8 protein-coding genes are annotated in these 14496 nt (G+C 67.4%); all 8 read left to right on the forward strand.

The window, feature by feature from the left end; genetic code table 11:
- Positions 1-297: 297 nt before the first annotated feature.
- Positions 298-759, forward strand: a complete 462-nt coding sequence (gene bcsD / locus OVY01_RS09915) for a cellulose biosynthesis protein BcsD (RefSeq protein WP_267847277.1) — start codon at positions 298-300, stop codon at positions 757-759.
- 40 nt (positions 760-799) lie between these two features.
- Positions 800-1525 (forward strand): cellulose biosynthesis protein BcsP, encoded by a 726-nt coding sequence (bcsP, locus tag OVY01_RS09920; RefSeq protein ID WP_267847278.1) that lies wholly within the window; start codon positions 800-802, stop codon positions 1523-1525.
- A complete protein-coding gene (bcsQ, locus tag OVY01_RS09925; RefSeq protein ID WP_267847279.1) occupies positions 1522-2295 on the forward strand; it encodes a cellulose biosynthesis protein BcsQ in 774 nt (257 codons plus the stop codon). Before bcsP ends, bcsQ begins: the two co-directional genes overlap by 4 nt.
- Positions 2292-4601, forward strand: a complete 2310-nt coding sequence (gene bcsA, locus OVY01_RS09930; protein ID WP_267847280.1) for a UDP-forming cellulose synthase catalytic subunit — start codon at positions 2292-2294, stop codon at positions 4599-4601. Before bcsQ ends, bcsA begins: the two co-directional genes overlap by 4 nt.
- 1 nt (position 4602) lies before the next feature.
- A complete protein-coding gene (gene bcsB, locus OVY01_RS09935) occupies positions 4603-7086 on the forward strand; it encodes a cellulose biosynthesis cyclic di-GMP-binding regulatory protein BcsB (RefSeq protein WP_267847281.1) in 2484 nt (827 codons plus the stop codon).
- Between the two features lie 9 nt (positions 7087-7095).
- Positions 7096-8487, forward strand: coding sequence for a cellulose synthase complex periplasmic endoglucanase BcsZ (bcsZ, locus tag OVY01_RS09940; RefSeq protein ID WP_267847282.1), 1392 nt, complete (start codon positions 7096-7098; stop codon positions 8485-8487).
- A 107-nt stretch (positions 8488-8594) separates the two neighbouring features.
- On the forward strand, positions 8595-13268 hold the full coding sequence (locus tag OVY01_RS09945) for a cellulose synthase subunit BcsC-related outer membrane protein (protein WP_267847283.1): 4674 nt from the start codon (positions 8595-8597) through the stop codon (positions 13266-13268).
- Between the two features lie 438 nt (positions 13269-13706).
- On the forward strand, positions 13707-14495 hold the full coding sequence (locus OVY01_RS09950; protein WP_267847284.1) for an ABC transporter permease: 789 nt from the start codon (positions 13707-13709) through the stop codon (positions 14493-14495).
- The last annotated feature ends 1 nt before the right edge of the window (position 14496 follow it).

Below are 14496 nucleotides of genomic sequence, written 5' to 3' on the forward strand. Positions count from 1 at the left end.
ATTGCCGTCGGCACGCGCCTGCGTGCCACAGTCGGGACGGATATGCGCGGCCCATCCGGGTATTTTTCTCAAAATTACCGTTTTCGCGTTGTATCGTCGCACTATTTACATTGTCTCAATCCCGCTAAAATCAAGACCGGAGGGACATATGGATGCGCTATGATGGGCGCGCCTTCGCCCTGCTGTGTGCGTTACCGTACAATCGCGGGCGCTTCCGGCTTACACCACGGCGTACTACATCCTCTCGTCGCGCCCGGCAGGCGGGCCGCGCCGACAAGAAACAGGGGGCAGGGATCTATGGTCGATCAGCAAGCGATGATGCTCGGGTATTACGAAGAACATCAATGTTCGAAGCAATGGCGTGGGTTCCTGCTCGCGCTCGCCGAGGAATTCGAAGAGCAGCTGGGCGCGTCGGAGTTGCGCGGGCTGATGACGCGGATCGGCGAGCGTTTCGCGCGTGCCACGGCCTTGCCGCCCTGCGAAACGCTGGAACAACTGACCGAGGCCATCAACGAGACCTGGGTGCTGCTCGACTGGGGCTGGGTGACGATCGAGGACGACGCCGATTACCTCGCGATCCGTCATGCCTGCGCTCCGCTGCGCGCGGCATTCGGCAAGGGCGGCGCGGGCTGGGCACCGGCGTTTCTCGAGGGCGTCTACCAGCACTGGTTCAGCGTGCTGGGGATCGACCCGGTGCTGCGCGTGCGCGAAGCGCCGGGCGTGGACGACGGCGTGCTCGAGTTCCGTCTGGGACGCTGAGCGTCGGCACCGGACGGCCAATCAAACAAGGAGCCGCTGCATGACCACATCCGAGGATGTATCCAACCTGTTTCGCAAGTTTGGCGGCCAGCCCGAGCAGTATCAGGAATTGTCGCGCGACGCCCAGGCGGAGGAATCGAAGGCCCGCTGGCCATTGCTGGCATCGCTGCGGCTGGCCGAGCACGCGGTCGCGCCGTCGGTGCGCGACGGGCGGCAGCCGGTCGAGGGCGCGCCGGTGCCCAATCTCCGGGGACGCGAGCGCGCCGCGGGCGTTTCGCCGTTCGCGCCCGTGCCCGAAGTCACGCTCGAGGCGGTGCGCGCGGCAGCCCACGAAGCCTCGCTCGGCGAGGAGGGGGCTCCGCACGGCAGCGTCGGACGTACACTGTTCTCCAAAACCGCGGGTGCGGGCCGCGCGTCGTCGCCGTTGGCCGCCATGGCGGCCGGATCGCGTTTGCCCGGCGTCACGGCGGCGCAAAGCGCACCGGCCGATCGCGGCGCGCGGGCCCTGGCGCAACTGGCCGGCGCGGCGGATGCCGCCGGCGCGGCCAGCATCGCGGGCGCCCGCGATGCGCGGTCCATGGCCGCACCCGGCGCCGCGCCGGCATCCGCCTTGTCGCGCGCGCGGCGTGGGGACGCCGCGCCGGCCGGCCCGCGTCCCCTGTCCGCCGTATTCGCCAAACTTGCCGGGGAGCCACCTGCGGCGGACCCGGCACCCGGCCTCAATCCACAGAAAACCTCCCTGTTCGCCAGGTTGAGCCGTCTGTGAAAATTGTCGCGGTGGTTTCTGCAAAAGGCGGCGTCGGCAAGACCACCCTGGCCGCCAACTTCGCCGCTGCGCTGGCGCTGGGAGGGCGCCGCGTCGTCACCGTGGATCTCGACCCGCAGAATGCGCTGCGGCTGCATTTCGGGATGGCGCCGGAACGCATCGGCGGACTCGCCCGCGCGACATTGAGCGGCGAACCCTGGCAGACGGCGCTGTACATGGGCGTCGGCGACGTCGGCGTGCTGCCGTATGGCAATCTGAACGAGGGCGACCGCCGCCTTTTCGAGCAGGAAATCGACGCCCGGCCTCACTGGCTGCGCGACCATCTGGCGACGCTCGGACTCGGGGCGCGCGACATCGTCGTCATCGATACGCCGCCGGGCCCGTCGGTGTATCTGCGCCAGGCCTTGTCGACCGCGCAGTTCGCCCTCGCGGTGGTGCTCGCCGACGCCGCCTCGTGCGCGACGATCCCGCTGATGGAAAACCTGCTGGGCGCCTATTGCGCGGACCGCGCCGATTTCGTCGGCGTGTCCTATGTGATCAATCAGGTCGACTCGTCGCGTCTGCTGGGCCGCGACGTCGTGAAGGTGCTGCGTGCAACGCTCGGCAAACGCCTCTTTCCCGGCGTCGTTCATCTCGATCAGGCGGTGAGCGAGGCACTGGCCTACGACACGACGGCATTGCATTACGACGCCGCGAGCCAGGCGACGCAGGATTTCAAGGCCTGTGCCCAATGGGTCGCGGCCGCGCTCGACCGGGGCACCGTCGCATGATCTTCCGCCCGACGCGCAACGCACGGCCCGACGCGCCGGACACCGCCGAGCGCGCGGGCACGGTTTCGTCTTCTCTCCCGTACGCCGCTGCCGCCGACGCGCCTTCGGCCGCCCCTTCCACGCCGACTCCCGCGACGCGCCTCGAACGCTGGGCGAGCCGTCTGGTGGAGGCGTCTTTCTGGAACGCGACGCCGTTACGCGTCGCCATCGCTGCCATCGCCGCCGCGGTATTCGTCTTCATCGTCACGGTGCCGCTCGATTTCCGGGCGCAGCTCACCTTCGCCGGCATCACGCTCGCGACCGCGCTGGCGCTTCGCAACCGGCCCGGGCGCTTTGTCTCGCTGGTGATGATCATCCTGTCGTCCACGACGTCGATCCGCTACATGTACTGGCGGATCACCCAGACCCTGACCTGGGAGACGCCGGTCGACATGCTCGGGGGCCTGCTGCTGTTCGGCGCCGAGTTCTATGCGGTCATCGTGCTGCTGCTCGGGTATTTTCAGACGGCCTGGCCGCTGGAGCGCAGGCCCGTACCGCTTCCGCCGGACACGCGCGACTGGCCGAGCGTCGACGTCTTCATTCCCACGTACAACGAGCCGTTGTCGGTGGTCAAGCCGACGATCTTCGCCGCGATGGCGCTCGACTATCCACGCGACAAGCTGCGCATCCATGTGCTCGACGACGGGCGGCGCGCGGATTTCAAGGCATTTTGCGAGCGCGTGGGCGTGACATGGACGACGCGCTCGGACAACCGGCACGCGAAAGCGGGCAATATCAACGAAGCGCTGAAGATCACCGACGGCGAGTACGTGGCGGTCTTTGACTGCGATCACGTCCCCACGCGCTCTTTCCTGCAAATCTCGCTCGGCTGGTTCCTGAAGGACCCGAAGCTGGCGATGATGCAGTTGCCGCATCATTTTTTCTCGGCCGATCCGTTCGAGAAGAACCTCGGCACGTTCCGCAAGGTGCCCAACGAAGGCGAGCTGTTCTATGGGCTGGTACAGGACGGCAACGACCTATGGAACGCGGCGTTTTTCTGCGGATCATGCGCCGTGCTGCGCCGCGCGCCGACGCTCGAGGTCGGCGGCATCGCCATCGAGACCGTCACCGAGGACGCGCATACCGCGTTGAAACTGCATCGTCTCGGCTACAGCACCGCCTACCTTTCGATTCCGCAGGCCGCGGGCCTCGCGACGGAAAGCCTGTCCGGCCATATCGGTCAGCGCATTCGCTGGGCGCGCGGCATGGCGCAGATCTTCAGGGTGGACAATCCCCTGCTTGGCAAGGGGCTGAAGATCGGACAGCGGTTGTGCTACGCGAACGCCATGCTGCACTTTTTCTATGGCCTGCCGCGCATCGTGTTTCTGACCGCGCCGCTGTTCTTCCTGTTTTTGAACGCGCACGTGATCCAGGCCTCGGCATTGATGATCGCGGTGTTCGCCCTGCCGCACATCTTCCATGCGAACGTCACGAATTCGCGGATGCAGAGCGCGTTCCGGCATTCGTTCTGGGCGGAGGTGTATGAATCGGTGCTGGCCTGGTACATCATGCGCCCGACGCTGATGGCGCTGGTCAATCCGAAGCTGGGCGCCTTCAACGTGACCGCGAAGGGCGGCCGGATCGAGGAGGATTATTTCGACTGGAACATCTCGCGGCCCTACCTGTTGATGCTCGGCATGAACCTGATCGGTTTTCTGATCGGCTGCGTGCGCATCTTCATGGGCAGCACCAGCGAGGTGAACACGACGCTGCTCAATCTCGCCTGGACGCTGTACAACATGCTGCTTCTCGGCGCGTCGGTCGCCGCGGCGAGCGAGGCGCGGCAGGTGCGCGATTCGCACCGCGTGACGATGACGCTGCGCGCGATGCTGCGCCTGTCCACCGGCCGCACCATCGCGTGCCGGACGATCGATTACTCCGAGGGCGGCCTCGGCCTGCGCTTGCCGGCGGCGGCGCAGTTGCCGTTGCAGGAGGCGGTGACGGTCTCGCTGTATCGCGGCGACGAAGAGTTCGCCTTCCCGGCGCTGGTCGCGTTCAGCCGGGACGACCGGGTCGGCGTGCATTTTCACGAACTGTCGCTCGAACAGGAAATCGACCTCGTGCAGTGCACGTTCGCGCGCGCCGATGCCTGGACCGATTGGTCCGAGGGGCGCAAGCGCGATGCGCCGCTGCGCGGGCTCGCCCATGTGCTGGGGGCCGGCTTCCGGGGGTTTTACCATCTCTTCCGCCATGTCGGCAGGGATATCAGAAGAATACGAACGGGAAAAATCGCACCCGCCAACGCGAACATGGATTCCGGAAGCTGATATGGGTAGTGCCGATCACCACGTGCCGTCTTCTTCGCATCGCGGCCGCGGCAGGGCGTTCGTCAAAGCCTGCGTGCTGGCCATGACGATGCCGGGTCTGCTGCTCGCGCCGCTGGGTTCCCGGGCCGCGCCCCCTGCCGCGGCGGGCACCGCCGTCACGCTTGCCAGCCCGGCCGCGATCCCTGGCGCCACCCCCGGTGCGCTCGCCGCGGCCGGCACGACGGCCGACGGTACCGCCCCTGCGCTGACGACCCTGGCTACGCCCGTGGCGGCGACCGCGCCCGCGCCCGCTGCCGATCCGAACCGCACGCTGACCACTGCCGACGCGGGCGAGGTCCTGCCCAATGGCGGGCGTCGTTACGTGTTGAGCTTCAGACAGCTCGGCATTCTGTATCCGCCCGAACTGCGCGGCACCGACGGCACGGTCGGCGTGCCGTTCGCGGTGCGCAGCGACGAGATCGTCACCGGTGCGAGACTGCACCTGGTCTATAGCTATTCGCCGGCGCTGATCACCAATCTGTCGCATCTGAAGGTGATGGTCAACGGCGTGGTGGCGGCCACCGTACCTCTGCCCAAGGAGCAGGCCGGCATGCCGGTGACCCGCGACATTCCGATCGAGCCGCGGATGGTGACCGATTTCAACCAGTTGTCGATCCAGTTGATCGGACATTACACGATGCAGTGCGAGGACCCGGCGCACTCCTCGCTCTGGGCGAACCTGTCGAACGCGAGTTCGCTCGAACTCACCGTCGCCTCCTTGCCCCAGGCCAACGATCTCAGCGCCTTGCCGCTGCCGTTCTTCGACCGGCGCGACATCCGCCGCCTGCAGTTGCCGTTCGTCTTCGGCGCAACGCCGGGCAATGCGACGCTGGAAGCGGCGGGAATCGTGTCCTCATGGTTCGGTTCGCTCGCCGGGTATCGGGGGGCCGTGTTCCCCGCGCAGTTGAACGCGTTGCCCGCCACGGGCAACGCGGTGGTGTTCGCCACCAGCGACGAACGGCCCGCGGGCCTGACGCTGCCCGTGATCCAGGGGCCGACGATCGCGATCGCCACCCAGCCCAACGATCCGAAGGCGCGCCTGCTGCTGGTGCTGGGCCGCGACGCGAACGAACTGAAAACCGCGGCAACGGCGCTCGCGCTGGGCCGGATCTCGCTCAATGGCCAGAGCGTCACCGTGACCGCGCTCAAGGGCGTCGAGCCGCGCAAACCCTACGATGCGCCGAACTGGGTGCCGAGCGACCGCGCGGTGCGTTTTGGCGAACTCAATGCGCTGAGCGGGCTGGGCGTGTCGGGCTACAACCCCGATCTGATCCGGCTCAACCTGCGCCTGCCGCCCGATCTGTTCGCATGGCGCACGAACGGCGTGCCGCTGCATCTGATCTACCGCTTCACGCCGCGTCCGAGCGCGGACAAATCCACGCTGAACATCAGCGTCAACGACAACTTCGTGGCATCGCTGCGGATTCCCACCTATGCCGCCGGGGGGGTGAGTCTGGACGCGCTGACCGGTTCGGTCGCGGCGGACGGTACCGTATCGCGCGCGGTCGACCTCGCGATCCCGAGCTATCTGCTGCCGTCGCAAAGCCAGATGCAGTTCCATTACTACTACGACTACGTGAAGAACGGCGCCTGCAAGGACGTGCCGCTCGACAACGTGCGCGGCGCGATCGATCCGAACTCGACGCTCGACCTGTCGTCGTTCCCGCACTACATCGCGATGCCCGATCTCGCCGCCTTCGGCAACGGCGGCTTTCCCTTCACGCGGATGGCGGATCTTTCCGAGACGGCGGTGGTGCTGCCCGACAGCCCGAGCGCGAGCGACTACGGCACCTATCTCGCCGCGCTCGGCATGATGGGCGCCTCCACCGGCTACCCGGCGCTGGGCGTGACGCTCGCGCGCGCGGCGGACGTGAAGACGGTGGCCGACAAGGATCTGTTGCTGATCGGCGCGCCCTCGAACCTGTCGCTGCTGCAGGGCTGGGCGGACAGCATGCCGTTCTCGGCCAGCGCGTCGACCGACACCTTCAATGTCTCCGATTTCGCCTTCGGCCTGCTCGACTGGTGGCACGGTACCGACCGTACCGTGCTCGGACCGCGCCACGCGCATCTGTCGCTGAGCGGCGGCGGCATGGGAGACGCGGTGGTGATGGGGTTCGAGTCGCCGCTGAAGAACGGACGCAGCGTGGTCGCGCTGATCGGTTCGACCCCGCAGAACCACGCCGAACTGCTCGACGTGCTGATGGACGCGGATCTGGTCAAACAGCTCCAGGGCGGTCTGGCGATCGTCCACGCGCGCACCGTGTCCAGCATCGCGAGCGGCGACGTGTACTATGTGGGCGCCTTGCCGCCGCTCGAATACCTGCACTGGGTCCTGTCCGCGCATCCCTTGCTGCTCGCGCTCGCCGCCCTGGTGCTTGCCGTCGTGATCGCGGCCCTGCTGTACCGAATGCTGCGACGCATCGCGGCGCGTCGACTGAAGAAGTAAGCGCACAAGATGAAGAACCCGTCCGCTCGCGCCGCACCTCGCCCCGCCAGACCTGTCCACCGTCTGGCCCGTATGCTGTTCGGCCTGTGCGGGCTTGCCGCACCGCTGCTTGCCGGGGGCATGCTGGGCGGCGTGCTGCTCGCGGGCAACGCCCACGCGCAGGCCGCCGGGCCGCAGGGCGCCAATGAAACCGCCGCGACGCCGGCGAATGGCGCGGGCAACGGTAGCGCCGCGGGCGCGGCCGGCGGTACGACGTCCGTCGCGACGGCCGGCACGCGCGCGCCGCGCGCCATGCGTGCCGGTGCCGACGCCCCCGCACCGGCGGTGCCGGCCGGCGCGTGCAACTGGCCGCGGCTCGATGCCTTCATCCGCGGCCATGTCCAGGCGGACGGCCGCGTCATCGATATCGGCCCGCCCGCGCAGACCACTTCCGAGGGGCAGTCGTACGGCATGTTCTTCGCGCTCGTCAACAACGATCGCTCGACGTTCGAGCGCATCCTCGGCTGGACCCAGTCGAATCTCGCGGGCGGCGATCTGCGCACGCGTCTGCCGGCGTGGCGCTGGGGCGCGGGGCGCGACGGGAAGTACGGCGTGCTCGACCCGAACGCCGCGGCCGATGCGGATCTCTGGATCGCCTACGATCTCGCCGAAGCGGGCCGGCTCTGGCGCGAACCGCGTTATACCTCGCTCGCGCGTGCGCTGGTGGCGCAGATCGGCAGCCGCGAGGTATTCGATTTGCCGGATTTCGGCGCGATGCTGGCGCCCGGGCCGAACGGTTTCGCGCTGGCGGCGGACCTCTGGCGGCTCAACCCGAGCTACCTGCCGATTCCCCTCCTGCGGGTAGCGGCGCAACTCGATCCGGGCGGCCCGTGGCAGCGCATCGCCGCGAACACCGTCCGGTTCGTGCAGGCGACCAGTCCACGCGGCTTCGCGCCCGACTGGGCCGGGTACCAGCAAGGCAAGGGCTTCGTCGTCGACCCGGTCAACGGGGACGTCGGCAGCTACGACGCGATCCGCGTCTATCTCTGGGCTGGGCTCACCGCGCCCGCGGACCCGGCGTCCGCGCCGCTGCGCGCCGCGCTGGGCGGCATGCAGGCGGCGCTGGCCCGTAACGGCCAGTTGCCCGAGAAGGTCGCCACGCTGTCGGGGATCGGCACGGGCAACGCGCCGCTCGGTTTCTCGGCGGCCTTGCTGCCGTATCTGCGCGCCAATGGCGCGGGCCCGGCCTTCGCGGCGTTGCGGGGTCGGGTCGCCGAACTGGCGTCGCACGGGCCGCTGGGCTATTACGATAGCGTGCTGGTCCTGTTCGGGGAGGGCGCGGCCGACGGCCGGTTTCAGTTCACCTCGCGCGGCCGGTTGCAACCGGCCTGGTCGAATCTGTGCGGCGCGGGGACGCATTGATGGCGATGTTCTCGAAACAGCGTAACGTCCGGGCGTGGCGCCGGCGCACGGCGGGCGCGGCGCTTGCAACTTCGCTTGCAACCTCGCTTGCAACGGTGCCTGCAACCGTGCCCGCAACCGCATTCGCCGCCGGCGGCGTGGGCAGCGCACCCGGCCAGTCCGCCGATGCGGCGAAACTGCTGATCGATCAAGGCAATTACTGGCAGGCCAACCGGCGTGGCGATCTGGCCGCGCAGGCCTGGCAGAAATTGCTGCAATTGAACCCCAACCAGGCCGAAGGTCTGTATGGGATGGGTCTGGTCGAAGCCGACCGCGGCCATGCCGATCTCGCGCAGGGTTATCTCGACAAACTGCGCCGGGCGGCGCCGGGCTCGGCCCTGATCGGCACCCTGGCCACCCGGCTCGGACAGGGCGCGCCACCCGCGCCGCCGACCCCCCAGGAGATCAAGCTGGGCGAAGCGCGGCAACTCGCGCAATCGGGCCAGCCCGCGCAGGCCACGCAGCGCTACCGGGAAGCGCTCGACGGCAAGACTGCCGTCGCCACGCCGCAGGTGACGCTCGAATACCTGCAGACCCTGGGCGGCACCGCCGAGGGCTGGGACGAAGCGCGGCGCGGTCTCGAAAAACTCGCGCACGACCGCCCGGACGACGCGCGCGTATCGCTGGCGCTCGCGCAGCACCTGACCTACCGCGAGGCCACGCGCCGCGAGGGCATCCGCCAGCTCGCGCGGTTGTCCCCCCGCGCGGACGTGGGCGCGGCGGCGAAGGCGAGCTGGCGCCAGGCGCTGATCTGGCTGAGCGCGCGCGCCTCCGACGCCCCGGCATACCAGGCCTATTTGCAGGCCACGCCGGACGACGCCGCCGTCAAGGCCCGCTTCGACGCGATCGTGCAGCGGGAACAGAACCAGGAACAGGCGGCGCGGGCGAACAGCACGGCGGCGGCCGGCAATGCGGCGGCCGCCGCGCGCGGTCGCGTGGTCGCGGCGGGCTTCGCCGCCCTGCAAAACGGTGACCTCGACACCGCCACCGCGCGTTTCACCGGCGTGCTCGCCGATCGTCCGAACGACACCGACGCACTTGGCGGCATGGGCGTGCTGCGCCTCAAGCAGGAGAAATTCGCCGAGGCCCAGCAACTGCTCGACCGGGCATCGCGCGGACCCAACCCCGAGCGCTGGCGCTCCGCCTTGTCCAGCGCGACGTACTGGGCGCTGGTCAACGGCGCGAGCACTGCCCGTCAGGCCGGCGACATGGGTCGGGCGCGCGATCTGCTGGAGCGCGCGATCCGCGTCGACCCGAACGACATCACGGCGCAGAATGCGCTCGGCGACGTGCTGCTGGCCGCCCGCGATCCGAAGGGTGCCGAGGCGGCGTACCGGATGGTGCTGCGCCGCCAGGCCGACAATCCCGACGCGATCCGCGGCGTCGTCGGCGCCCTGTCCCAACAGGGCCAGGCGTCCGAGGCCCTGGCGTTCGCCGGCCGCCTGAGCGAGCAGGAGCGGCAGCGCATCGGCGGCCTGGGTGCGTTGCGCGCGCAGCAGCAACAGACCAGCGCGCGGGCCGCCGAGCAGCACGGCGACCTCGCCACCGCCCGCGCCGACCTCGAAAACGCCCTGCTGAACGATCCTCAGAGCCCGTGGATCAGGCTCGACCTGGCGCGCGTCTATCACAAGCTCGGCGCGCAGGCGAACGCGCGCAGCGTCATGGACGGCCTGGTCGCCTCGAACCCCGACATGCCCGATGCGCTGTACGCGTCCGCGCTTCTGTATGCCGAACTGAGCGACTGGGATCACGCCCTGCAGATGCTCGACCGCATCGCGCCGCAGAAACGCACGCGCGACATGGCCGCCCTGCAGCGCCGTGCATGGGTGCATGCGAATGTCGCGCGCGCGGGCGCGCTGGCGCAGCGAGGCCAGGCGGGTGCCGCGCATGCCTTGCTCGAACAGGCGCAGACCGTCGCCGGCACCGATCCGGAACTGCTGGGCGTGGTCGCGGCCGCCTTCGCCGAGACCCACGACGACAACCGCGCCATCGGCCTGATCCGGCAGGTGATGGCGCAAAGCGCGCAGCCGGATGCGGGAGTGCGCATGCAATACGCCGGCATCCTGTTGCGCACCGGGCAGGATGCCGAGCTGGTCGGCGTATTGCGGCAGATTCAGGGCATGGCGCTCACCGACGCGCAGCGTGCCGATTTCGGACAATTGCAGCGGGCCCTGGCGATCCGTCAGGCGGACGCCTTGCGTCTGGGCGGCGATCTCGCGAACGCGTACGAGGCGATCGCGCCCGCCATCGCGGCCGACCCGGACAACCCCGATCTGCAGGCGGCGCTCGCGCGCATGTATGCCGCCACCGGCGAATACGATCAGGCCCTGCGCCTCTATGTTGCCGCGCACAAGGCGCGGCCCGATGACCTCGATTTGACGATGGCGGCCGCCGGTACCGCCGCACAGGCGCGCAATTTCGATTTCGCCGAGGAAGCGATCGGTTCGGCGCTGCAGCAGGCGCCCGCCGACGCGCGCGTGCTCGCCGCCGCCGGGCGGATCTACCGCGCCGAGGGCAAGAACGGCAAGGCCGCCGCGTATTTCCGGCAGGCGCTCGCGGCGGAAAGCGCCGCGGTGGGCGGCAACGGCACGACCGGCGGCGCGCAGGGCGGGGCGGCCGGCATCGAGCAATACGCGAACGACCGGATGCCGGCCAACCCCTTCATCGGCCGCAAGGTGATCGACGCCGCGGCGCCGGCGAACGGGCCGGCGGTGCCGGGCGCGAGCTTCGGCGGCGCACCGACGGCCGGGCAGTTCAGCGGGACCGGCGGGCCGTCGGGGACGCCGGGTCTTGGGACGCCCGGTCTTGGGACGCCCAATGTGGGGGCGCCCGGTACCGGGACGTCTCCGTCGTTCCAGGGCAGCTATCCTTATCCTACGCAGGCCTATCCGTCGTCGCCCGCCATGCGGCCGCCGTTGCCACCGTCCTCGTCGCAGACCATGCCCTATCTTCCGAGCAATGCCCCCGCGCCATATTCGCAGCAGGTCCCGGCCGGCGCGGCGCCGGCCGCCATGCCGACGACGCTCCCCGTGACGCAGGGCGGACTGGCACCGGTATCGAACAGCGTCGCCGAAGTCCGGATGACGGGCGAGGACAGTGCGGGCGCCGACTATAACGGAACGACTGCGAGCGGCACCGGTTATGGCTACGCGGTGCCGCAGCCGGTTCAGGTATATCAACAGCCGCAGCAGGCAGTGCGACCGGCGGGTGGCTATGCGCCTTGGCCTGCGGATCCTGCTTATGTGCAAACGAGCGTCACCGATGGCAACTGCGACAGCAGTGGCGCGGACGGTGGTACCAGTTCGGCAACGGGCGGCCCCGTCACCGCCGTACCGCCGCTCGTCTGCCTGCCCCCGGCACCGCACCACACTGTGCGCAAGGTTGCCCGCCGCGTCGCACGGCCGGCCTATGCCTCCGCATACGTGCAACCGCCACCGCTGCCGCAATATGCGACGCAGCCCGGCCAGCCGCAGCCGGTCCAGCAATACGCCCCGGCGCAGCAATATGCTTCGGCGCAGCAATACGCCCCTGCGCAGCAATATGCTCCGGCGCAGCAGTACGCTCCGGCGCAGCAATACGCTCCGGCGCAGCCAGCCCCCATGCAAGCATCCGGCCCCGCGCCGCAGTGGAATCCGGCCGGGGCGTCAGGGAGCGTACCGAGCGGTCCGCTGACGGTTCAGCAGGAGCTCGACCAGATCAACCAGCAGACCGCCAGCACTGTGGCCGCCGGCGTCAGCATCCACAATCGGGGCGGCGAATCCGGCACGTCGTCGCTCACGGATATCGAAGCGCCGCTCGAGGGCCGGGTGCAGGCCGGCAACGGCCAGCTCGTCGTGCGCGTCACGCCCGTCACGCTCGACGCCGGCACCAGTATCGCGACCACCACCCAGAACGCGTCCGGCGCCGGCATTTCCGGCGGTTACGAAACGGACCGGTTGCGCGCCGATGTGGGCAGCACCCCCGTCGGTTTTCGGGAAACGAATATCGTCGGTGGCGTCAACTATCGCGGCAGTCTGAACGACCAGACAACGTACGTGCTTGACATATCGCGACGCGCCGTCACGGACAGTTTGCTGTCTTACGCCGGCGTGCGCGACGGCAGCACGGGGAAGACCTGGGGGGGAGTGACGTCCTCCGGCGCACGCGCCGACCTCACGCACGATGACGGCACCAACGGCGTCTACGGCTATGGGTCCTATGGGTTCCTGGCGGGAAACAATGTCGAGAACAATACGCGCGTGGAGGCGGGTGGCGGTTTCTACACGCGGTTGCTAAAGCAAACCGACCGCGAGCTGAGCGCGGGCGTCAACGTCACTTGGTTCAGTTACGACAAGAATCTGCGGTATTTCACCTACGGCCAGGGCGGCTATTTCAGTCCGCAGCAATACGTCAGCCTCAACATGCCGGTGTCCTGGACGGATCGCAACGGCAAATTCAGTTACCAGGTGAAGGGTTCACTTGGTATCCAGCACTTTCGCGAAAACGCATCGGATGATTACGCGACGGGCAGCACGTCGTTCTACCCGGGCCAGAGCAGGACCGGGCTGGGCTACAGCCTGCAGGCCAGCGCCGAATACCAGTTCGCTCCGCAGATGTTCTTCGGCGGCAGCGCCGGCACCGACAACGCGCGCGACTATAGCCAGTGGTTCGGCGGGGTATATTTGCGGTACGCCTTCGAGAAGATCAGCGGTGCGGCGGCGTTGCCTCCCGTGCTGCTGCATTCGCCGTATTTGGCGAATTGAGGGAATTCGGGGGACTCCGGTAGATATTGCGGCAACTTACAAGCTCGTCTTGTGTGGCCGGACCGATTCAATGGTCGTCCACGGGTTGTTGGAACTGCGTTGCCCGAGCCCGAACCGGCCGTGACAAGGGGGAACGACGCATTTATACTGGCGTCGCGATCGACTGGCACATGCTGGAAGGAAGACAACGCCTTGCGCAACATGATCGCTGGGGAGGCAGACGCAGCAAGCGTGGATGACGTAACGGCGTCTTACGGGCCGAACAAGGGGTGTTTTCACCCTTTCGCCTTTGCCTCAAAATCGACTCAAATCCAGAAGCAACCAGTTTTTGTACTGACAAAGCGGTGGCACAGGGTGGCTTGAGGAAAGATGGCGCCGTCTGTTTTCGGCACCCTGACGGTCGGATAGGGATGGCCGTCACTAGAACTGGATGGATTCATGAATCATTTTTCAAACCTGCGATTCGAATTGCAGGCGTTTACCAATCATCGATATCTATGGCTGCACTACGCATATCAGGATATCAAGCAGCGCTATCGTCGGTCCATTGTTGGTCCGTTCTGGATTACGATCAGCACGGCGATCTTCGTCACGGCCTTGTCCCAGGTGTATTCACGGCTGTTCAAGATAAGTCTGAATGGTTATTTCCCATATCTCGCCGCCGGCTTGATCATCTGGACGTTCATTACGACTGCCCTTAACGAGGCGGCAAACTCGCTGATCAGCGTGGAGAACGTCATCAAGCAGGTAAGGATACCGTTCACGTCGCATATCATGCGGTCTCTGTACCGGAATTTTCTGATATTCCTGCATAGCTGGGTGGTGTTGTTTCCGGTTCTGTATCTATTCGGGACGCTCAATGTATCGGGAATAATCTATTCGTTTCTCGGTATGGCAATCCTGCTACTCACGCTTTTCCCCCTGAGCATGCTGCTCGCGATAAGCTGTCTGCGGTACCGTGACATCCTGCCTATGGTTTCCGCGCTGCTGCAGCTTTTATTCTTCGTGACGCCGGTGATGTGGCGCGTCGAGCAGGTACCGAGCCTGCTGAAATACATGGCATGGAACCCGTTCTATTACATGATCAGCATGGTCAGGGATCCGCTGCTGTCCGACCATTTTCCAGTGAGTAGTTTCGTGGTGACCGCGTCAATAGGCGCCGTCGCATGGTTGTTCGCGATCGTGATACTGATGCGAACCTACAAGAAAATTGCCTACTGGCTTTGAA

Origin of the sequence: Robbsia betulipollinis (assembly GCF_026624755.1) — a bacterium.
Taxonomy (GTDB): Bacteria; Pseudomonadota; Gammaproteobacteria; order Burkholderiales; family Burkholderiaceae; genus Robbsia; species Robbsia betulipollinis.

Excerpts from the sequence above, each read along its gene's own strand:
- OVY01_RS09950 (WP_267847284.1), top strand. The coding sequence starts at position 13,707 with ATGAATCATTTTTCAAACCTGCGATTCGAATTGCAGGCGTTTACCAAT.
- bcsB (WP_267847281.1), top strand. The coding sequence starts at position 4,603 with ATGGGTAGTGCCGATCACCACGTGCCGTCTTCTTCGCATCGCGGCCGC.
- bcsA (WP_267847280.1), top strand. The coding sequence starts at position 2,292 with ATGATCTTCCGCCCGACGCGCAACGCACGGCCCGACGCGCCGGACACC.
- bcsP (WP_267847278.1), top strand. The coding sequence starts at position 800 with ATGACCACATCCGAGGATGTATCCAACCTGTTTCGCAAGTTTGGCGGC.
- bcsD (WP_267847277.1), top strand. The coding sequence starts at position 298 with ATGGTCGATCAGCAAGCGATGATGCTCGGGTATTACGAAGAACATCAA.
- bcsZ (WP_267847282.1), top strand. The coding sequence starts at position 7,096 with ATGAAGAACCCGTCCGCTCGCGCCGCACCTCGCCCCGCCAGACCTGTC.